This window comes from Bacteroides sp. ZJ-18 (assembly GCF_011038705.2).
Lineage (GTDB): Bacteria > Bacteroidota > Bacteroidia > Bacteroidales > Bacteroidaceae > Bacteroides > Bacteroides hominis.
The window spans coordinates 2,304,877-2,326,856 of the sequence record NZ_CP072198.1 but is presented as its reverse complement, the minus strand read 5'-3'; the positions used below and the strand labels follow the sequence as shown (position 1 = coordinate 2,326,856).

Here is a 21,980-nt window from a genome sequence, read left to right as displayed (position 1 = left end):
GCTTAAACATCAATTCTTTTTAGCCCACCAAAGGTCGGTAGCCCCAGTATCCGGGCCCCCCAACATTGAGACGGCTACCGAAACATTGGCAGCATTTCCCTGCTTCTCGGACAATGGGAAAGGCAAACGCCGCAATTGCCGGTTGGTGTCAATTACTCCGTTACTCAGATTGCTGACAGATGGAAACACTTCCGGATAACCTGTACGCCGATAATCGGCCCAACCTTCAAAGCCCAGAGGGAAATTGGCTATCCATTTCTGAGTAATGATACGCTCCAGTTTTTCTTCCGTAGGAGCACCTTCATTCCACGCAATCGTTATCTTGGTTTTCGGTGTATAATTGCATTTAACCGGGTTAGTCGGGTCGACAAAAGGTTCAGGCACTGCCACTGCATTTGCCAGATATTCTTCTGCTCCACCCACTTTCCGCTGGTCGAATGAAAGTTTAACGCCTTGTTCGTAGAAGTCACGGGCACTACCTCCCATATCCCAACCACGCAGAGCACCTTCAGCACGCAAAAAGGCTGTTTCAGCCGCACAGAACATCAACATATCGTCTTTCTGATCGTAATTGGGCATAGAGTATCCTGCATAAGTGGCCGGCTTCACTCCTTCCAATCCCGAACGCATACCCATATACGGGCTATTGCCTCCCAACTTGGATGTCGTGAAATAGACTGCGCTACGAGGATCGGAATACCCTTTCATGTAACTGGCAATAGTGGCATTGATACGGATTTCGCCCCAACTGGAGGCTACCAGCCACAGCGGATTGGGTTCGGCACCTACACCGACATATGCATTATTATCATTCGTATCTATCAGTCCGCGGGCACTCTTCACCGCTTCCTCAGCTTTCGCACGGGCAAGTTCGGGCGCCACATTACTGATACGGACAGCCAGACGCAATTTAAGCGAATTAGCAAAACGCATCCACTTATTATAATCTCCATTATAGACCGGATCATAGCCCTCCAACGGCTTCAATCCGCCGACCTCGTCTACAAATTCGCCCAATATCTGTACTGCATAATCCAAATCTTCAAACATGTGTTTATATACATCTTCCTGACTGTCGTATGCAACAGCCGTTTTGCCATTGGCCACTTGACTGTAGGGAATGGGGCCGTAACAATCGGTCACACGCAACATTGTATTTACGCGAAGCAGCTTCGCCATTGCCCAATAGTGACCTTTTCCGCCGGTTGCCGTTTCCAATTTAAAGTAGTTGGAATAGAATTTCTCAAAAGGCGTATTGAAAGGAATCTGATTCCAGGATTCCGTCTGGTTGAATGTATTGAAGTTAGAACCACCCCATGAGTTAGCCATTGTCAGATAGCCGCTAAAAGGTCCCGCTACCATCTGGTCAATCATCTGATTGTCATTCTGCTGTACATTGATTCCGGTAGTAATCATTGTTGCAAACAGCATGGGCGGATTAAGTGAATGGGGTTCGTACGGATTAGTGTTGTATTCCTCAAAATTACTGGTACAGCAACACAAGAGTGGCGTGATAGCTGCGGCCAAAGCCATATTTAATATTTTATTTTTCATAATAGACTTGTTTTAAAATTGAAACTTAACATTGAAGCCAATATTACGTGTGCTCGGCTGCATAAAGTAATCTACCCCCTGATAGAAATTGCTGGTAGTAGAAGGGGTCATTTCCGGATCGAACGGGGCTTTACAATAAATCATCCAAAGATTCTTTCCTACGATACCTGCCGTTATGCCCACTTTATTGTTAAACCACTTACGAGGTAATGTATAACTCAGGTTCAACTCGGAAAGGCGTACGTTCGTCGCACTATAAGTGTAGTATTGTCCCAATCCTCCGGTAGAGCCTCCGATGGTTTGAAAATAAGACTTGGCATCTACGAATCCGTTATTGATCCACACTCCGCCGGCATCACGTGCATCGGCTGTAGCTTTGGACACACCGTAATAATCGAGTATACCCTGAGTGTTCGACACGCATAATCCACCGACACGCGCGGTCAGAACCACGCCCAGACTAACGCCTTTATAAGAGAAGGTATTGCTGAATCCCATATTGAAATCAGGATTCATCGTACCTATTTTTTTAGGTTCGGCATAGTCCTGCACTCCGACTTTACCTGTCTGGGGATCTACCCAGATATTTCCGTTACCATCTGTACGAAGCCCTTTATCTACATACAGATCCCCCATCGTTCCACCTTCTCTCAGGATGACTCTGGGACCATAACCGTCGGCTCCCAACACAGCCATACGCAACTCCGGCATATCGATGATTTCACCGGTTATCGGATTCGTCGCGCCACTGGCCAGACGTTTCACCTTATTACGATTCATGGTATAAGTCAGGCTGCTGTTCCAGCTGAAATCCCTCCATGTATTATTATATCCCAATGCCAGTTCCAAACCATAATTCTGGATATTACCTGTCTGTACAATAGCCGAAGAATAACCGCTCGACGACGCCAGGGTGATGTTAAAGGTTTGGTTATACGTATTCGAATGATAGTAAGTGGCATCTATACTGAAGTGGTTCCATAATCTGGCATTTAAACCCACCTCCCACGAACGTGTGTCTTCCGGCTTCAGATTAGTGGCAGGCAAAGTTGTTGAAGAGCCCCACTGATGGGACTGTTCATTGAACTCAAAGCCCGGATTCGATAAATAACGTTCGAAAGACGAAGCCACCGAACTGTATGAACCACGCAGTTTCGCATAAGAGATGAACTCGGGCAACCGGAACATCTCCGACAGAACGACAGATCCGCCGATGGAAGGATAGAAGAAAGAGGAGTGTTTAGTAAAGGCAAGCTGCGACTCCCAGTCGTTCCGTCCGGTCAAGGTCAGATATGCCATGCTGCGCCAACCTAATTCTATATTCGCAAATACCCCCTGGGACTGGTCATGATATCCGAACTGTTTGGGCTTATAATTACTTTCATAATTAATATTTCTCACTGTAAAGAAATTGGGTATACCGGCCAGATCGCCTTCATTACCCATTTGTTCGTAAACCAAATCTTTAATAGATGCACCGATATTGGCATTCAGCGAGAAATCCCCTATCCTCTTATCGATATTTACCATAATATCAGCATATGTATTACGGTCTGTACGGTTCTGGTCCGAGTAGAAACCATTGGCTCCCGCAAAAGTAGTCAGGGTAGATGCATAACGCTCCTGAGTCAAACGAATATCCGAATTATCTACTTTAACACGGCCCGCAACGTTCAGCCAATCCGTAAGTTTATAAGTCAGGCTTGCATTGATCATGTAACGTTTCTTTTCTGTTTTACGGTTCATGCGTTTCATAATCCAGTACGGGTTTTGCAAACTCAGCCCCTGATGCCCGTAAGGCCAGAACTGCGCATTCACCCCACGGCTCTCGCTATAACGTTCGAACATACGGATCTCCTCAAAATTATCATTACGAGGAAACAGATATAATGCCGGCAACGGATTGAAATATTGTCCCTGTGCCGTTATATTTTTATCATTCTGGATGATGTAACTGGCACCGATGTCCAGAGTCAGTTTATCTTTCAGGAAAGTAGCCGTATTCCGGATTGAGAAGTTGTAACGGCTATAACTGTTATTAGGCAGGATACCGGTTGCATTCGTTGTTGAAGCCGATGCATAAGTCTGGTTTTTCTTTGTTCCGGTCGAGAAAGAGATGGCATTAATTACATTCACTCCGGTATTAAAGAAACGGGCAGGATCATAACCCTGTCTGGTTTTATTGCCCCAGCTTGCAAATTCTCCCGGATTATTTCCATACCGGTTTTGCATCTCCGGCATAATATACGCATCAGAGAACATGGTATTATTGCTGACTGTCAGAGTTGTCTTCTCGGCAGATCCCTTTTTCGTGTTAATCAATACAACTCCATTGGCAGCCGCATTGCCGTATAAAGCAGCTGCGGAAGGACCGGTCAGCATATTAATACTTTCAATATCATCTGGATTAAGGTCGGCCACACCGTCCGAACCACTCTGAGTAGCAAAGGAACCTTCGCTCTTGCCAAAACTGACATTGAACATTGGAATACCGTCGATTACATAAAGGGCATTGTTATCCTTTGTTATAGACTTAGTACCTCGCATCACTACCCTGGAGGCCGAACCGACACCACCGGCGGAATTGTTAATCGTTACTCCGGCAACTTTGCCCTGCAAAGAGTTAATGAAATTGGCATCTTTCACTGTATTGATGGCATCGCCACCCACTTGTTGCACATTGTAGCTCAATGCCTTTTGTGCCCGCTTGATACCTAAAGCCGTTACAACAACCTCGTCAAGCACTTCCGTGTCTTCTTGCATCACAATTTTCAGTGGCTTAGAGTCTGTCACTGTAATGGCCTGCGAAGCATAGCCGATATAGGATATCTCGATGACATCTCCTTTGGCAGCCGATATTGAAAAGTGTCCGTTCATATCGGTGATTGTCCCGTTGGATGTTCCTTTCACCAATATACTTACTCCGATCAATGGTTCGCCTTTAGCGTCCGAGACATTTCCCGTAACCGTAATTTTCTCCTGCTGAATAGCTTTATCCTTATCATTAGCTGAAAGAATGAGGTGTTTGTTCATAATAGAATAGGAAATCCCCGTCCCCCGAAGCAAACGATTCATCACAGACGTAATATTTTCATTAGTAGCTTTAACGGAAACGGGTTGATTGGGGTTAACATCCCTGGTGTTATACACAATAGATAATGAGGTTTGATGTCCGATTTCATCCAGGACATTACCTAAAGGGGCTTTAGTGAAGTCGATATTTACCCGGATATCTTGCGCTGAAGCAAAAATAAAAGCAGGCATCGACAATAGAAAAAATAGCAAGTACTGAAACTTGTGTTTCACTGATTTCTTCATCTTGTTCTTTTTTAATTAGAAAATGTTTTAGGTAAAAATTGAAAGGTTTAGCAAAAGAAAACTGCTAATTCATATTAAGGTTGGTTTTTAATTAAGGGTCCTTGTTCATCGTTACAGATTTTAGGGTTAACTATATTCACTTTTCTGCTAATAATACATTTCAACCTATAAGCATACTAAATCAAGAGGCGACTTTTTTCAAAAAAAGAATAAAAAAAGAATAAGAATACAGATTAAGAAATAAAAAAAAGGAACCATTCCACATTGGAAACAGTCCCTTTTACTGATTTAGGTTATAATAATAAATCGCTATCTACCCGCCTTGGGAGTCAATATTATGTTATTATCCTCACATTTATAATCAAAACGTTTGGTAAGAGCAAGTATAGAAAGAATTTGTCTGATATCATCATCCGTACTAAAAGTACAGGTGAAACGTTCTTTTTTCAACTGTGCATCAGAAATAATGAAATGTACATCAAAATGCTTTTCCAGACATTGCACAATCTCCACGAGTGTAGCTTGTTCGAATTTCAGTTTTCCGTTAATCCAAAGCAACACATCACCCGGACGATCAGCTTCGGTAAGCATCAACTGCATCGTACGGGTATCCACACTCAACGTTTGTCCCGGTTTCAGTAAGATCCCTTCTTCTTCGGACTGTCCCGGCAGCTGCACTTGCACCAATCCTTTCAATAAAGTCGTCACAACCTTTGCTTCGGACGAGCGTGCCCGGACATTGAATTTTGTACCGAGCACACAAGTCCTGACATCTTTACTATTAACAACAAAGGGTTTATGCTTATTATGAGAGACCTCAAAATAAGCCTCACCATTCAAATCAACCAATCTTTCCCGCTTCCAGAAAGAAGGTTTATAAACAAGCTGCGTTGAAGCATTCAACCACACCTTCGTGCCATCCGGCAAAACAGCACGTGCCCGTTGACCGGCTTCCGTAGCAAAAACATATCCGTCAGACTTGCCGGAAGACATCCAATACAAAGCTCCGGTAGAAATCAGTAAACCGCACAAAAAGGCAGCCAAAGGTACTGCATAACGCTTCCATTTTGAAACACGCATTTTACCCACCGATTTTCTATCCGGCTCTTTCTGCTTCATCCGATCCTTCAAAGCGCTCAGTGAACTTTCGGTGTCCACCGCATCCATCACCGCTTTGCGCTCACCGACAAAAAGCATATAATATAGTTGTTCAAGTTGTTTTTTATGTTCCGCAGAGTCATGGTACCATGTCTCTACTTCCAGACACTCTTCAGCATCTGATTCTCCTTTCAAGTAGTTCAGTAGTTTTGTTTCATCCATTGTATTAACCAAATCTTTTATACCTATATCATACGTTGTTATGTATAATACATTTCAGAAAGCAAAGTTACTAAATAAAAACACAAACTTTTTTTCTTCGAAGAATCATTTTGTCAGTACCGAAAATTTAGCTACGTTTGTTCGCTAATAACAATGAAAAAAAGAATGGCACAGACTCTGACTAACCTAAACATAAATGATAATAATGCCGTTATATCAGCCTTGAGAGAAGGGTGCGAAGAAGTATTTGACAATGTTTACCGCCATTACTTTCGCGGACTATGCGTCTTTTGTTCTCAGTACGTCACACTGAGTGAATCGGAAGAAATCGTGCAGGACACCATGATGTGGTTATGGGAAAACAGAAAAACCCTCATTCCGGAACTAACCTTAAAAACTCTTCTTTTTACTATTGTCAAGAACAAGGCACTTAATAAAATCTCCCATTTCGAAATAAAGCGTAAGGTACATCTGGAAATTGCCGAAAAATATGAAAGCGAATTTTCTTCACCTGACTTTTATCTGGAAAACGAACTTTTCAGGTTGTATGAAGAGGCTTTAAGAAAGCTACCGGCAGAATTTCGTCAGGCATATGAAATGAACCGAAATCAACAACTGACTCATAAAGAAATTGCGGAGAAACTAAACGTCTCTCCGCAAACTGTCAATTATCGCATAGGGCAAGCCCTGAAAATATTGCGTTCGGAATTGAAGGACTACCTCCCTCTTATCATGCTGTTTCTATTTCTGCAAGGGCATAAATGAGATGGCTTGCCCACCACCGGCGGCCATGCGGATATTTATTGTGTCTCTTGCCGTCACCTCCTGTTCCGTAATCTGATATTCGGTCGGATTGGTTTTCCAGTCAGCCTGCTCGCCATCAGCATAGCTTATTGCTTTATAAGTCTTCCCCTTTTCCAGAAAATCAAGGCTGACCGGTAAAGTCCGTGGTTCCTCATTCGTAGAAGCTCCCAGGAAATAATTCTGTTTAGCCTTGCGCACTATCACTACAAATTCTCCCGGCTCACCGGCCAATGCTTTTGATTCATCACAGTCCGGATCGAAATCACGAAAGAACTGGAAAGCGGGATGTCCTTCATAATGCTCAATCATATCAGAAGCCATCTGTAACGGGGAATATAAGATAACCCAATTTGCCAACTGTTTGGCCAGTGTCGTATTGACACGGCTATTGCCTTTATCCTGGTCATTCCACTTCTGGCGTTTAGGAGAATCTTTCGTCTGTGTAAACAATATGTCGAAAATACCCGGAGTATAATCCATCGGGCCACCCAGTAAACGGGTAAACGGTAACATCTCGTGATGGGAAGGAGGATTTCCCTCACTCCAGGCATTCCACTCCATCCCACGGGCACCTTCACGAGTCATCATATTGGGCCAGGTACGGCGTATTCCCGTATCTTTGATAGGCTCGTGCGCATCCAAAGTCATATGGTAACGAGCAGCCGTTTCAACTACCTTTTGGTAATGATTGACTCCGTATTGTCCGTGATGCGAATGTCCGTCGGGAAAAGCACCCGCATAACCGGTTTTCAGTATATGAATACCTTTTTCGGTATACCACTTGATCGCTTTTTCCATCTGGCGTTCGTAGTTGGGAATATTTCCTCCGGTTTCATGATGTCCGATGATCTGAACATTTTTCTCACGTGCATAACGGACTATTTCATCAATATCAAAATCAGCGTACGGTTTGGTAAAATCAAAATTCTGCATACCACCCCAGCTCTCCCAGCCTTCGTTCCACCCCTCGAATAATACTCCTTCGATATTATTGTCATGAGCAAAATCGATATACTTTTTCGCATTGGCGGTTGTGGCTCCGTGACGGTCATCCATCTTCCAGGTTTCTACCCCCAGATGCATTCCCCACCAAACGCCAACATATTTAATCGGTTTAATCCAGTCGGTAGTTTCCAGTTTACAAGGTTCATTCAAATTCAGAATCAAGGACGAATTAATCAGGCCGACAGCTGCCGGAGCAATCTGAATGGTACGCCATGATGTCATGAAATTATTCCCTTTACGGGCCTTGATACCGTCGGGCCATGAAGCAAGTTCCGACTTTAGAGCATGGCCTCCATCCTGCTTTAGTGTCATCTCCGGAAAATCATAAAGAGCAGCTTCATGAATGCTGCCATATATCCCACCGGGAGTTTTGAAAGTGAAAGGAGTATTGGCATTCTTCACTTCACTGATCTTCTGTTCCGAATACAACAATTCATAGGTTTCGAAGCTGGCCGGAATTGACCAGGAAATTCCATCTTCGTGAAAGCGGAAAGCAGTCAATTCGTCGGTGACGAGCAAAGAGTCAACGCCGGGCACCTCATATTCATAACGAAAAGCTATACCGTCATCAAATGCACGAAAACGAAGAGTTAACTCTATATTGGCATCGTTCTTCAAGAAAACCGCCATTTCATTATAATGATTCCTGTTCATTTTATTCTCTCCCCACGGTTGGGTCCAGGTTTCATCTTTATCTGTAAACGTAGTTTTCACGACACGAAATCCTTGATTAAGGTCGATCCCGTCTTTCGCCTCGAAACCAAGCGATGAGTTGTCCAACAAAAGAGTATCATTGACCGCCACCCGATAAACCATCTTTCCGTCAGGTTCTGTTGCAAAAGCCACCTTGATGTGTCCGTCCGGAGAGGATAACTCAGTCTTCGGAGTACAACTATAAAAACTCATCAGTATAAAAGCGACAAATAACAAATGCAAGTTTTGTTTCATGGTCATGTAATCTGTTTATGTGGTTTAGAATTCCAGGTCGGCCAAATGCGCGTTGTGATCAGACAAATAGGTAGAGTCTGTAATCGCGGAAGAAATAATTTCCGCATCCGCCACCTTTATTTGCGGAGTTACGAAAATAAAATCGATCTTCTCCCGCTCAGCCACCGGTACCCTTCCAAAATCATGGAAAGTATAGCTTTCTCCTGTCTGTTTCGCAGCTATCTTCCACGCATCTTTCAATATGAACTCATTGGATGTAATTGTTTTATAAGCTTCCCATTCCTCAGAAACATTAAAATCTCCGGTCATCATAGAGGGGTGTGTACCGGCTATCTCTTTTATCTTATCAATAATAAGCAATGCACTGTTCCTCCGGGCTTCTGTCCCTACGTGATCAAAATGAGTATTTACCATCAGGAATTCTTTTCCGGTGGATTTCTCCTTCAGTTTAGCCCAGGTGGCAACACGGGTACAGGCAGCATCCCAACCAAGTTTACCGACACTATCCGGATGTTCGGACAACCAGAATGTATTGCTGTCCAGTAAGTCATATTTATCTTTCCGATAGAAAACCGGAGCATATTCACCTTGAGTTTTTCCATCCTCACGTCCCACGCCTACATAGGCATAATCGGGCAGTCCGGCCAACAAGTCTTCTAACTGATGATGTAACACCTCCTGCATACCCAGTACATCCGGTTGTTTTTCACGGATAAACTCACAAACCCGGTCTTTACGGTATTTCCAAGAATTCAGGCTATCGCCCGGATTATCGTAACGGATGTTGAAGGTAGCCAAACGGACATGTGAAATCGGACTGGAACTGCAACCCGCCAGAAGCAGGGTAATAAAAGCTCCGATAAAAAAGTAAATCTTATTCATTAGTTTATATGTGTTGGTTATTAAATTTAAAGCCATTCCGTATATGATACAACTGAAAAAGAAAAAACACTTAACGCCCCACCTGATAAGTAGCAGCTAATTGCCGGCAACCGGCACGATTTATTTTCCCTGTTTCCGTCAAGGGTATAGTGCCCACTGAAAAAACCATTTTAGGCAACTGGTACTTGGTAAGAAGCTCTTTCATCTTCTCCTCCAACCGTTCCGTATACCCTCCATTTTCTATCAAAAGAACAACGGCCTCCCCTAATGCGGCATCGGAAACGGAAGTGATGGCAAAGGGAACATGTATCCAAGGACGCAGTATATCTTCCACCTGCTCCGCCTGCACTTTGATACCTCCGGTGTTGATGGTATTGTCTTTTCTGCCCAGGATAGAAAAGCTACCGTCCGAATTTATTTCCGCCACATCATTTGTCACCAAAATCGTATCGCAAACCAGCGGAGCATCAATAATCAATGTATGCTCGGGTGACAAAGAAAGTCGTACCGAAGGAAAAGGATAATAAAGAGTACTCGCGTCCGGTCCGTTCAGCCGTCTTAAAGCAATATGCGACAGGGTTTCCGTCATGCCGTACGTAGAATACACCTCACCCGGTAATTGACGTATCTCAGCTTCCAGGCCGGCATCTATCGCACCACCGCCAATTATAAGGATATCGGTCCGGCAGAGCCTTTCTCTTTCCGCGGCTATCTGCAAAGTATTGTAAACCTGCAGCGGAACCATGGCCGAGAAACGTAACGGCTGATCCAAATCCGCCATCGGATGACCGGAAGGAGTGCGGACAACCAGATTCAGCCCGGCAACCAAAGCCCGCACCACAACCATCTTTCCGGCAATGTATTGCAAAGGCATACACAATAGCGCACTATCCCCCCGCCGAAGCCCCAGATACTCACAAGTCAACCGGGCACTCTGCATCATCCGGTCTTTAAGGACCTTCATTTGTTTGGGTGTTCCGGTAGAACCGGACGTCTTTACAGTAAGATAAGGAGAATCGTTGAACCAATCGTCCAGAAAACGGTAGAGTTCACACAGAAATACCGGCGTTGCGTCTGTACAATTGGCAACAAGTCTTTTTACATCTTCCCGGGAAAGCAAATTGCCTTCCAGCATCAGCTGTTGTTCTTCCCGATTAAATATCATAAGTATTTCTTTTATTTACAAAACCATAAACAATCTTTTCGAATCTCAAGGGGCATTTCGATATTGTCTGTAAACAACAGTCCGGTTCCTAATCCCTGAGGCAGCGGACTACGGAAAGTAGCACACCATTGTGCAATAGCATTCAGTCCGATATTCGATTCCAGTGCAGAAGTAATCCACCAACCGATATGCTGCTTTTCCGCTTCTGCAATCCATTCATTACCACCACTGATTCCACCATGTAAAGATGGTTTCAATATAATGTATTGAGGACGGACAGACGTCAACAGATCTTGTTTTCCTTCGGGAGTATTACAGCCAATCAGTTCTTCGTCCAATGCAATGGGAAGCGGAGTGTCTGCCGTCAGGCGGGCCATTTCCTCCCACTGCCCGGCACGGATGGGCTGTTCGATGGAGTGTAGTTCCAATTCAGCCAACCTATTCAGTTTTTCCATAGCGTCAACGGGTGAAAAAGCACCATTGGCATCCACTCTCAACTCTATTTCCCTCGCCGAATAATGAGCACGGATATGCTTCAGCAGTGCCAATTCTTCTTCGAAGTTTATCGCACCTATTTTCAGTTTGATGCAACGGTATCCTGACTGCATCTTTACTTCGATCTGTTGCAACATCCTATCAAAATCGCCCATCCAGATAAGTCCGTTGATGGGTATACCGGTTTCTCCCCGGGAAAAAGGAGTATCCCATAATGCCCAACTCTGAGTTTCATAATGACGAAGAGCTGTTTCAAGTCCAAACAGAATCGAAGGATAATCACGCAAAGCTTCCGTATCCAGTTCGCCTGTCTGCTCCAAACACCGGCAAGCATTGCAGAGTATTTGTTCATAATCCGGCAGGTCGTCACAACTCAGTTTAGGCAACGGAGCACACTCTCCCACTCCGACACGTTCCGGATACTCTGTCGTAGAAAGATAGATATACCAAACCTTCCGGGTAGTATAGGTACCGCGGGAAGTTCCTGCCGGCTGCTTGAAATGGAGGATACGGGGAATAATATTTATTGTATACATAGGAATACTATAAAGCAAAGGCCTCCCATCAAGAAGGCCTTTTTTACTTATGGGAACTTAGGATATTGCTTAAAATCTGGTTTGCGCTTTTCAAGGAATGCATTCTTGCCCTCCTGTGCTTCATCGGTAAGATAATAAAGCAGAGTCGCGTCACCGGCTAACTCTTGAATACCTGCCTGCCCGTCAAGTTCGGCATTCAAGCCGGCTTTAATCATGCGGAGCGCCAATGGACTGAGCTGCATCATCTCTTCGGCCCATTGGACATACTCGTCTTCCAGTTTTTCCAAAGGCACTACCTTGTTGACAAGTCCCATATCCAAAGCTTCCTGAGCATTATACTTGCGGCAAAGGAACCAAATTTCACGAGCTTTTTTTTGTCCCACCACACGGGCAAGATAAGAAGAGCCGAATCCTGCATCGAAGCTACCTACACGCGGTCCGGTCTGGCCGAAGATTGCATTCTCGGAGGCAATGGAAAGATCACATACTACGTGCAGTACATGTCCGCCACCGATAGCAAATCCGTTGACAGCGGCAATAACCGGTTTAGGTATCGAACGGATTTGTTTCTGTACGTCCAACACACTCAGACGGGGCACCCCGTCTTTACCGATGTATCCGCCTCGTCCTTTTACATTCTGGTCACCTCCCGAGCAGAAAGCTTTGTCACCGGCACCGGTCAGTACCACGACATTAATGTCAGGCTCTTCACGACAAATACGCAAAGCATCACTCATCTCACCGGTTGTGGTCGGTGTGAAAGCGTTGCGATAACGCTCGCGGTTAATTGTAATACGAGCAATGCCATTATAGTAATCAAATAGAATATCTTCATATTCTTTAATAGGAGTCCACTCTCTTTTCGTTTCCATCTTTATTCATTTTAATGGTTATTTCTTTAATAATTCCTGTACTTTCTTCTGGAGTCCGGGTGTCTTTACATTGGGGTTGTTCAACATTGCGATAGCGAAATTATCTGCCATCACCTCTTCCGGATCGATAACGTATCCGGTATTCCGCCCAACCTTATCAAAAAAGTCGGCAGCTTTCTGCAACGGATAAATAACTGTCTTGCCATTTTCCCGAACTGGTTTGAATGCTTTATCCAAAGGAATCAAACCGACATTGATATACTGATAGAACTTACCAACGGTATAGGGCCTGTTGGCATATATAACCATGGTACAATTCTGAGGTTTACCATCGATTGTAAAAGTGGCATAGCTGTCCCAACGGCTGACATCGGGATTGGAAATCCGGTATTCCCGAATATCTTCGGGCAATTCAATCTCTTTTGGCAGAATATTAAATTCAATAGCCTCGTACATTTTCTTTTTGAATCCGGGATTGAAACGTGTCAGGATATGAAAAATTTCATGCACCAACAGACGAGTATGCGACTGCTCGTTTCCCCGCTGAAAAGTAACGTCAGTCAGTGCTATCCAGTTACTGCGAGTATACCCTCCGGCTCCTCCTTCATCTTTCATTGCTGTTTTTACCAATACTATTTCTTTCGGGAAAGGAATCCGGTAACCATACTTACGAATCGTGTCATTCAGGCTTTTTCTGATCCGTTCAATCTGTTGCGCCTCCCGGGGAGTCCATTCACGAACTTCACCAATAGCCAGACTGACAAGATCTTCTCTTTTTCCTTCGGGATTCTCAAGACGGGCTGCAATATCAAACGGAGTCCAGTTACGCGTATAATGATCCTCAACCACTATCAGGCGTTTAGCTTCTTCGGCAGAGGCCAACCTAAAATCGATTGTATCTACATGAGCCGTCACCTCCTGTAATACGGTATTCCCGGGAGACATGGCCCCAACCTTCTCCACAAGTGGGCTTATAACAAACAGCAATAAGCCACCAATCAACATCACCCCTTGCTTAATCATAATCTTATTTTTTTAGTTGATGATAATAGTCTTTCAAAATACGTGCATCTTTATTCTTGTTTGTGAAAACTTCCATTAACACAGGCTGAGTCAATAACTCGGCTTGGGTGAAAACCTTCATTGCTTCGTCCAGCTGATTTTCATCCTGCACTTCCTGGTAAAGGAAGCCACGTTCTTCAGCCCACCCTTTAGCAGACGTCTTGTGTACGGCAGTCACAAAACGATGCGAAGTGCCGGACATTTCCAAGCCGGGCAGAGTATGAAAGATTTCTCCTCCCCCATTATTTAAGAGAAGTATGCGGAGATTACTTCCGAAATGATTATTCCACAACGCATTCATGTCATAGAAAAAACTCAGGTCCCCAATGACCACAAAATTCAACTTTCCGGAGGCAGCGGCATAACCGACTGCTGTCGATAAGGAACCTTCGATACCACTTGTTCCACGGTTACAGCAAACCTCTATTGTATCGGGTAAAGGGTATAGTTGAGCATAGCGTACAACCGAACTATTGGCCAGGTGTAAAGCACATGAAGCAGGCAAAGCCTTTATCAACGCTCCTATGGCAGACATCTCCGAATAGGGCAACTCTGGTTGGGGAAGTTCTTTGCAAAAATTTTCCCATTGCCGAGGATACTCTGGTGTACGGTTGTCCAGCAAGAAAGCTATTTTCTCAAGGAACTCAAACGGGTCCATTTCAATGACCGTCGTGAGTGAACCTTGGAACAGATCAATCACTTCACCATCCGTCGACACATGCCAATGCTCCTTGGGCGGATGTTGACGAAGGAATTTTTTCATCCGCTTGGAGACGATATGTCCTCCATAAGTGATTACCAGTTCGGGCATCATCTTTTCCTGCATTTCCGGAGACATGGCATATAAAGCAGCATCAAAATTCCGGATCGGAATACCGGGAACAGTCTGGTTACCCAAATGTTCGGTAAACCAAGCAAACTGCTTATACAGCATCTTTGAATATTTCTTCTCAAACAGGTAAATCAGATTCATCTGTCCGACAATTATCATGCGCCGGTTGTATTTATTAAGCCGATCAATCAGACCGTCGTAATCGCGATCATAAACATTCAGTCCCTGATAACGTGTTATAACACGCTCTTCGGGAAGAACATCTGCCGTAAACTGGAACAAAGGCTCCGAAACCGGTACATTAATATGCACAGGTCCTTTGCCATGGTGATTCAGTTCAAGTAATGCTTCGTTCAGCAAACGGTTACAATACCATTTGTCTTCGTCGGTATGTATCTCAGGCAAGTTCGCAGACATCTTCACCAACGACTGAAAGACACCCGGTTGCGGTAAAGTCTGCCCATCCATCTGGTTAATCCAGGCTGCGGGACGATCGGCAGAAATAACTACTAAAGGTACTTTCTGATAATAGGCTTCCGCCACGGCAGGATGCAAATTCAGCAGAGCCGTACCGGATGTGCAACAGACTGCCGCAGGTTTTCCGCCATGTAAGGCAAGCCCGATAGCAAAAAAACCGGCACTCCGCTCGTCTGTTACCGAATAACAGGTGAAATCAGGATGTCCGGCAAGTGTGTGTACAATCGGAGCATTCCGGCTTCCGGGGCATAAGACCACTTTCGTCACTCCGTGTGCCCGAAGCAACGCTACCAACTGCAATATGTTTTCCTTATCTGAATACATCGCTCTATTAAGTTATTTATAAAGAGTTCAAGTTCTTCATCGTCTGCATCTTCTTTTCAGTCTCTTGAAATTCATCATCCAATTCGGAAGATGCCAGTAACCCACCTCCGGCATAAAGTGTCAGAGTATCCTCTTTCACATTCATACAGCGTAGGTTGACATACAGGTCTGTCTTCCCCTCCGGTTTGAGCCAGCCGATAAATCCGGAATAATAACTGCGGTCATAGCCTTCATTATCGAGAATAAACCGATAGGCTTCCTCCTTGGGTAATCCGCACACAGCCGGAGTAGGATGCAATAGCTTCAACAAATCCCCCAATTTACGACTATCGTTCAGTGAGAAACGGAAATCGGTTTTCAGATGCGATAAAGCTCCGGCAAAAGCCGGATAAGGTCCCTTCTCCACCGGAGAAATACCTAACGATCGGAGTTGATTACGGATATATGCGGCTACATATTCCTGTTCCTCCCGGTTCTTCTCATCCCAATGCTGAGGAAGTTCACCATTTTGTAAAGACTGGGTTCCGGCCAATGCCACAGTATTCCACTCTCCCTTCTCACCCGATAAAATGATTTCCGGTGTACTGCCCATCCACACTCCCGTTTGCGGAGTATAGCAAAGATAGACATAGGAGTAAATATAACGCCTGCAAGCTTTATAGAAAGCGCTTGCAGGAGAGAACCCCGGTTCTTTCTTCACCGTCACTTTGCGGGACAGCACCAGCTTATCGAAAGTATGTGCCCGTAAAGCCCGGATAAAAATATCAAAACAGGCTGCATAAGCTTCCTTTGCTCTCACAGGCCGTTCGTTTTGTGCAGACAGGCTGCACACCTCTGTGCAGACAGGCTGCACACTCCTGCGCGGGCTGCCTGCACAGGAAGGAATTTCTTGACAGTCCGGTTGAATCAGTATGATAGGACATTGCGGAGTAACCCGGAAAGGAGCGATAACAAAACCTGTCTGTCCGTTTAGTTCTTCCATTTCCCGAACCAAACGTACTTCTCCGTAAGTCTGCATCAGAAAGTGAGGTTCTTCTTCCCCCGGATTGCGATACATCGCAAAACTTCTTCCCTGCCGGATCAACTCATCTATAATCTCACAATTATTTGTTTCTTCTGACGTCATCTCTTCTTTAATATACTATTCACCACCCGAATAGAAGACACCAACTTGTCGGTCGACGTAAATACGTCCACATTCCAGACATGAGATGAACGACCTTTGTGGATGATGGTGCCGACAGCCCGCACCGTGTCTCCTTCGTGGGCAGATGACATGTGATTACCGCTGACTTGCATACCAACGACAATCTCGTCAGGCTGGCAAAGAATCATCGACCCCAATCCGGCTACAGTTTCGGCCAATGCCAGAGTAGCCCCTCCATGCAGAATGCCAAAAGGCTGTCGGGTTCGTTCGTCCACCGGCATGGTAGCCTCAACCCGGTCCTCGGACGCATAAGTATATTGAATACCCAGATTCCCCATCAATGCGTGACGAGCACGCTCGTTTAACTGATCAAGTGGAATCTCGGCAGGACGGATCTCTGCAAGAATCGCCTTTTCTACGGCAAGGGCAACTCCGTCTTCTTCGTTCGATGCAGTCACCACATCGGCACAAACTTTCACAGAATCCTGGGCATTCCCCATGGCAATACCCAATCCGGCAAACTGTATCATCGAAACATCGCAGACACCGTCGCCTATCACAATCGTTTCTTCGGGTGTAATATCAAGGTGGGACAACAGTGCTCCCAAAGAGGTAGACTTATCGATACCGCAAGGCAACACTTCAAGAAAATAAGGTTCCGAACGGAATACATCGAGTGCACCGTTCAAACGTTTCTTCCAATGTTCTTCCAAAGCTACCAATGCTTCTTCATCATCACTGACCAACATACATTTGGAAGGAGCAAAATCTACAGCTGCCGAAAATTCGGGTTCCTCAATCAGCTCCATCCCATTGAGACGTGCTTCCCAAAGAATATGTTCATTATTAGCATAATCGGCAATCATCCGATCTTCGGTGTATGTAAAGATAGAAAATCCGTTTTTACGTGCCTTTTTCTCCAAATAGGGCAACATTTCCGGATTAATACGCCGCTCAAGCAATACTTCTCCATTTTTTGCATTAATAACCTGCGCACCGTTATAAGACACGATATATCCGCCATAGTTACCCAATTCCAGTTTTTTAGCCAATGGCAAAATCCCATAGGTAGGCCTGCCCGATGCTAAAACAAGATGTACACCCATCTGCTGCACTTTCAATAAGGTAGCGAGGGTACGTGGAGTAATCTCCTTTTCATCATTAAGCAATGTCCCGTCTACATCAAGGACTAACAATTTATACTTCATGACTTCGAGTTTTTGTTTAGATTACAAAGGTAAAATTTTTAAGGCAACATCGCCCCTTATTTAGGGAAAATTATACCATAAGAATGCGTTAACAAGGTGTTTTTATATTGTCAGAAAGAGAACAAACGGTGGACAAATTGCACTGTTCTGCAACCCGCCCACCGTCTTAATCCAATTTATTTCGTAAAGCGAATCAGAACTCGCTCGTAAAGTGGAACCTAATATTTTTGAAATCCATCTGTGCCATCTGAAGCACATAATTCGAATCGGCCAGAAAGACATCACGCCCTTCGCGGTCTTTGGCCATATACTGATATTTACGCTTTTTGAATGCTTCCAGTTCTTCCAGATCATCACTCTCAATCCAGCATGCTTTGTACAGACTTAATGGCTCCCAGCGACAAGAAGCATTGTATTCGTTCAACAAACGATACTGAATGACCTCAAACTGCAATTGCCCCACTGTACCGATAATCTTGCGGCCATTGAACTGGTTGACAAACAACTGGGCCACACCTTCGTCCATCAACTGGTCGATGCCCTTGGCAAGCTGTTTCTGCTTCATCGGATCGGCATTCTCAATATACTTGAACATCTCCGGTGAAAAACTCGGTAAACCACGGAAATGAAGCTGTTCGCCTTCGGTAAGCGTATCGCCAATTTTAAACGTTCCGTTATCCGGTAAACCGATAATATCTCCCGCCCAAGCCTCATCGATAGTTGTCTTACGCTGTGCCATAAATTGGGTGGGCGAAGAGAAACGCATCGTCTTGCCATGGCGCACATGCAAATAAGGCGCATTTCTTACAAATTTGCCAGAACAAATCTTGCAGAATGCCACACATGAACGATGGTTAGGGTCGATGTTAGCTGTTATCTTGAAAATAAAACCGGTAAATTTAGGTTCTTCGGGAATCACCTCACGTTCTTCAGCATGTACCGGACGGGGAGCGGGAGCAATCTCAACAAAGCAATTGAGCAATTCCTGCACACCAAAGTTATTCAAAGCCGAACCGAAAAATACAGGAGCACACTCTCCCTGCAAATAAGTTTCTACATCAAATTCAGGATACACACCTTCAATCAGCTCCAGATCACCACGTAATTTATCAGCCAGCGTATCACCAATCTGCTTGTTCAATTCCTCGGAATGAATATCCACTTCCACTTTTTCCGTTACCACCTGTTTAGAGGGTTGATAAAGATCGAGTTTCTGTTCGTAAATATTATAAACTCCTTTGAAACGGGCACCCTGTTCGATAGGCCACGACAATGGGCGCACCTGAATCATCAGTTCTTCTTCCAGTTCATCCAGCAGGTCAAACGGATCTTTCCCTTCACGGTCCATCTTGTTGACAAAGATAATCACCGGTGTATTCCGCATCCGGCAAACCTCCATCAACTTACGAGTCTGAGTTTCCACACCCTTCGCGCCATCTACCACAATGATAACGCTATCCACAGCCGTCAGGGTACGGTATGTGTCCTCGGCAAAATCCTGGTGTCCCGGAGTGTCCAGAATATTAATCTTATAGTCCCGGTAATCGAATTCCATCACCGAAGTAGTGACTGAGATACCACGTTGTTTTTCGATCTCCATCCAGTCGGAAGTCGCCGTCTTTTTAATCTTGTTACTTTTTACTGCTCCTGCCACCTGTATCTGTCCGCCAAACAACAACAATTTCTCAGTCAGTGAAGTCTTACCGGCATCCGGGTGTGCAATAATGGCGAAAGTGCGCCTTCTTAATATTTCTGTATTATCTGCCATATTTCAAGAATTGAGGATGAAGAATCACAGATTCTCCACTCTTAATTGATTAATGCAACGTTTCAGGCTTTCTTCCCAATGCGGGATTTCAATGCCAAATGTCTCTTTTATTTTCGTCTTATCGAGTACGGAATAATGCGGACGAGGTGCCTTTGCCGGATAATCAGCAGTATGCAATGGTTTCACCTTACATGAAGTGATTCCCGCTAAACGATGAATGGCTATTGTAAAGTCGTACCAAGAACAAACTCCCTCATCGCTAAAGTGATAGATACCACGGACAATACCTTTATTAAGGGCTGCAAAAATAGCCAGAGCCAAGTCATTGGCATAAGTCGGCGTACCGATCTGATCAAATATAACCCCCAAAGACTCACGCTCACGTCCTAAACGAATCATTGTTTTCACAAAATTGTTGCCATAGATAGAATACAACCATGCCGTACGGATTACCATAGCTTTTTCACAATGGTTCATCACGTTCTGCTCACCGGTCAATTTGGTAGAGCCATAAACTGAGGTCGGACAAGTGGGTTGATCTTCTGTGTAAGGGATATGGGCTGTGCCATCAAACACGTAGTCGGTAGAAACCTGAATCATCGCAGCTCCGTTGGCTTGCGCCGCCCGAGCTAAATATCCTGGTGCGACATTATTCAGTTTGTCGCAAAATTCAGCATCATCTTCCGCCTTATCCACCGCTGTATAAGCCGCACAATTCACAATGACATCAATTTTGTGTTCACTCACATAGGCATAAACAGCTTGTTCATCACAAATATCCAACTCCTGCACATCCGTAAAAAAGTACGTATGCTGCAGGTTTTCTTTGGCAAGCACCTGCATTTCATTACCAAGTTGCCCGTTGGCTCCGGTGACTAATATATTCATTTCTATCTTTTTTTGAGTTTAATTCACCACGGAGGACACAGAGAACACAGAGAATATCTTTTTCTTAAACATCTTAATAAACAAGAGATTAAAACTCTGTGTCCTCTGTGTCCTCTGTGGTGAATCGTATTCATTTCTATTCCAATTTTAACTCTCCTTTTTTGTCCTTGTCGTAATAGTTAGCCAGCATAGACAGGAAACTGCTGATAGCCTCCATCGCCTTTGTAGTCTCCGGGCTGATAGGCTTCTTCTGCAAACGCAATAACATCATCCCATACAAAGCCTCGAAACAGGTTTCAAGTTCCGGTTCTTCCTTTTGACCGTTTTTATTTCGTAACTCTACAATGAAAGGCAGTGCTTTGAAGTAAGACGAACTATAGAAAGGAAACTTAGACGACGCCAGCAAAGCTGCATGCAGTTCGGTCAAGTTAATGATTACATTTCGGTTTATCTGGAGATGTCCTTTCTCACGGACTCCCTCTTCCCGCATCATTGAAGCCAGATTAGAATACCATTCCGTCAACTCACGGCGTTCTTCATCGCCAATCTTGTAACGGGATATAATGTTCTCCTTAATCCGGTCGATATCACAATCATTGGCACGGATCAGATCTTCTACCTGCCACATATATATAAGGTACTCGGCAATATTCTTTTCTTTCAGTTGTTGCGCTATTTTCATCTTCTTTCTTTTCTCCTACATTAATAGATAGATTCCCCCAACAGAGTGAATATCAATCCAAACACAGACACAGCCATCACAATACTTCCGATCACCCGGTTCAGAATCCAGATGCCACGCAAATTGAATCGTGTCCGCACTTTATTGACAAAGAAAGTAATTCCGAACCACCATGCCAATGCTCCGAGAGCTATGGCCAGATAACCGGTTATCTCTTCAAAAACCAACACACCGGGTTGCACAAATGCAAAACGGGCAAACAAACCGATGAAAAGGAAAATTATAAGAGGATTTGAAAGTGTAACCGCAAAAGCGGTGATGAAATTGTGGAAATAAGAACCTTTATTGGCTGATACCGGACGGATGGATTGTACCGGGTTGCTACGGAATGTATATATACCAAAAACCAATAGCATAATGCTTCCGAGAAGCTGTAGATAAAAAATATTCTTATTGATATAATCGAACACGAAACTCATGCCATATCCCGTTAGAAGGGCATAAGCAATATCACTCAACGAAGCACCCAGACCGGTAACGAATCCGTACCAGCGTCCTTTATTCAAAGTACGCTGAATACAAAGGACACCTACAGGCCCCAGCGGTGCAGAAACCACAATGCCAATCACGAATCCTTTAACAAGTATATCAAGTATAGTCTCTATCTGAATCATTTCGCAAATATCGCATTTT

Annotated in this window: 17 protein-coding genes; 1 reads left to right on the top strand and 16 read right to left on the bottom strand. The window is 44.4% G+C overall.

Going from position 1 to position 21,980, the window contains the following annotated elements:
- Positions 1-9: 9 nt before the first annotated feature.
- The 3 genes from G7Y45_RS09170 to G7Y45_RS09160 form a co-directional block, all read right to left on the bottom strand.
- Positions 10-1,554, bottom strand: coding sequence for a SusD/RagB family nutrient-binding outer membrane lipoprotein (locus G7Y45_RS09170; RefSeq protein ID WP_005809684.1), 1,545 nt, complete (start codon positions 1,552-1,554; stop codon positions 10-12).
- A 12-nt stretch (positions 1,555-1,566) separates the two neighbouring features.
- Positions 1,567-4,872 (bottom strand): SusC/RagA family TonB-linked outer membrane protein, encoded by a 3,306-nt coding sequence (locus G7Y45_RS09165; RefSeq protein WP_044299738.1) that lies wholly within the window; start codon positions 4,870-4,872, stop codon positions 1,567-1,569.
- 309 nt (positions 4,873-5,181) lie between these two features.
- The gene (locus G7Y45_RS09160; RefSeq protein WP_005809688.1) at positions 5,182-6,192 is read right to left on the bottom strand and encodes a FecR family protein; all 1,011 of its coding nucleotides are present in this window, start codon (positions 6,190-6,192) and stop codon (positions 5,182-5,184) included.
- A gap of 165 nt (positions 6,193-6,357) precedes the next feature.
- On the opposite strand from G7Y45_RS09160, the gene G7Y45_RS09155 reads away from it, so the two are divergent.
- Positions 6,358-6,957, top strand: a complete 600-nt coding sequence (locus G7Y45_RS09155; protein WP_005776032.1) for an RNA polymerase sigma-70 factor — start codon at positions 6,358-6,360, stop codon at positions 6,955-6,957.
- Here the strand turns inward: G7Y45_RS09155 and G7Y45_RS09150 are convergent.
- From G7Y45_RS09150 to G7Y45_RS09090, 13 genes are all read right to left on the bottom strand, one after another.
- Complete coding sequence (locus G7Y45_RS09150; RefSeq protein WP_165016062.1) at positions 6,934-8,949, bottom strand: glycoside hydrolase family 97 protein; 2,016 nt, start codon at positions 8,947-8,949, stop codon at positions 6,934-6,936. The genes G7Y45_RS09155 and G7Y45_RS09150 overlap by 24 nt on opposite strands.
- Positions 8,950-8,973: 24 nt before the next feature.
- Positions 8,974-9,831 (bottom strand): endonuclease/exonuclease/phosphatase family protein, encoded by an 858-nt coding sequence (locus G7Y45_RS09145; RefSeq protein ID WP_032542956.1) that lies wholly within the window; start codon positions 9,829-9,831, stop codon positions 8,974-8,976.
- 70 nt (positions 9,832-9,901) lie between these two features.
- Positions 9,902-10,996 carry an AMP-binding protein gene (locus G7Y45_RS09140; RefSeq protein WP_165016060.1) on the bottom strand — a complete coding sequence of 365 codons (1,095 nt, stop codon included), beginning with the start codon at positions 10,994-10,996 and terminating at the stop codon, positions 9,902-9,904.
- Positions 10,997-11,007: 11 nt separating this feature from the next.
- The gene (locus G7Y45_RS09135; protein ID WP_032541491.1) at positions 11,008-12,027 is read right to left on the bottom strand and encodes an o-succinylbenzoate synthase; all 1,020 of its coding nucleotides are present in this window, start codon (positions 12,025-12,027) and stop codon (positions 11,008-11,010) included.
- Between the two features lie 47 nt (positions 12,028-12,074).
- Positions 12,075-12,899, bottom strand: a complete 825-nt coding sequence (gene menB / locus G7Y45_RS09130) for a 1,4-dihydroxy-2-naphthoyl-CoA synthase (protein WP_005776026.1) — start codon at positions 12,897-12,899, stop codon at positions 12,075-12,077.
- Between the two features lie 18 nt (positions 12,900-12,917).
- Positions 12,918-13,922 (bottom strand): hypothetical protein, encoded by a 1,005-nt coding sequence (locus G7Y45_RS09125; RefSeq protein ID WP_005809696.1) that lies wholly within the window; start codon positions 13,920-13,922, stop codon positions 12,918-12,920.
- Between the two features lie 4 nt (positions 13,923-13,926).
- Complete coding sequence (gene menD, locus G7Y45_RS09120; protein ID WP_005776024.1) at positions 13,927-15,594, bottom strand: 2-succinyl-5-enolpyruvyl-6-hydroxy-3-cyclohexene-1-carboxylic-acid synthase; 1,668 nt, start codon at positions 15,592-15,594, stop codon at positions 13,927-13,929.
- 16 nt (positions 15,595-15,610) lie between these two features.
- Positions 15,611-16,720 (bottom strand): isochorismate synthase, encoded by a 1,110-nt coding sequence (locus G7Y45_RS09115; protein ID WP_032540687.1) that lies wholly within the window; start codon positions 16,718-16,720, stop codon positions 15,611-15,613.
- Positions 16,717-17,949 (bottom strand): Cof-type HAD-IIB family hydrolase, encoded by a 1,233-nt coding sequence (locus G7Y45_RS09110; protein ID WP_005776021.1) that lies wholly within the window; start codon positions 17,947-17,949, stop codon positions 16,717-16,719. Before G7Y45_RS09110 ends, G7Y45_RS09115 begins: the two co-directional genes overlap by 4 nt.
- Before the next feature lie 193 nt (positions 17,950-18,142).
- Complete coding sequence (locus tag G7Y45_RS09105) at positions 18,143-19,717, bottom strand: peptide chain release factor 3 (protein ID WP_005809698.1); 1,575 nt, start codon at positions 19,715-19,717, stop codon at positions 18,143-18,145.
- A 24-nt stretch (positions 19,718-19,741) separates the two neighbouring features.
- Positions 19,742-20,605 (bottom strand): dTDP-4-dehydrorhamnose reductase, encoded by an 864-nt coding sequence (gene rfbD / locus G7Y45_RS09100; RefSeq protein WP_022011862.1) that lies wholly within the window; start codon positions 20,603-20,605, stop codon positions 19,742-19,744.
- A gap of 136 nt (positions 20,606-20,741) precedes the next feature.
- On the bottom strand, positions 20,742-21,287 hold the full coding sequence (locus tag G7Y45_RS09095) for a DUF4924 family protein (protein ID WP_005809700.1): 546 nt from the start codon (positions 21,285-21,287) through the stop codon (positions 20,742-20,744).
- 20 nt (positions 21,288-21,307) lie between these two features.
- Positions 21,308-21,961 (bottom strand): LysE family translocator, encoded by a 654-nt coding sequence (locus G7Y45_RS09090; protein ID WP_005776017.1) that lies wholly within the window; start codon positions 21,959-21,961, stop codon positions 21,308-21,310.
- Positions 21,962-21,980 lie beyond the last annotated feature (19 nt).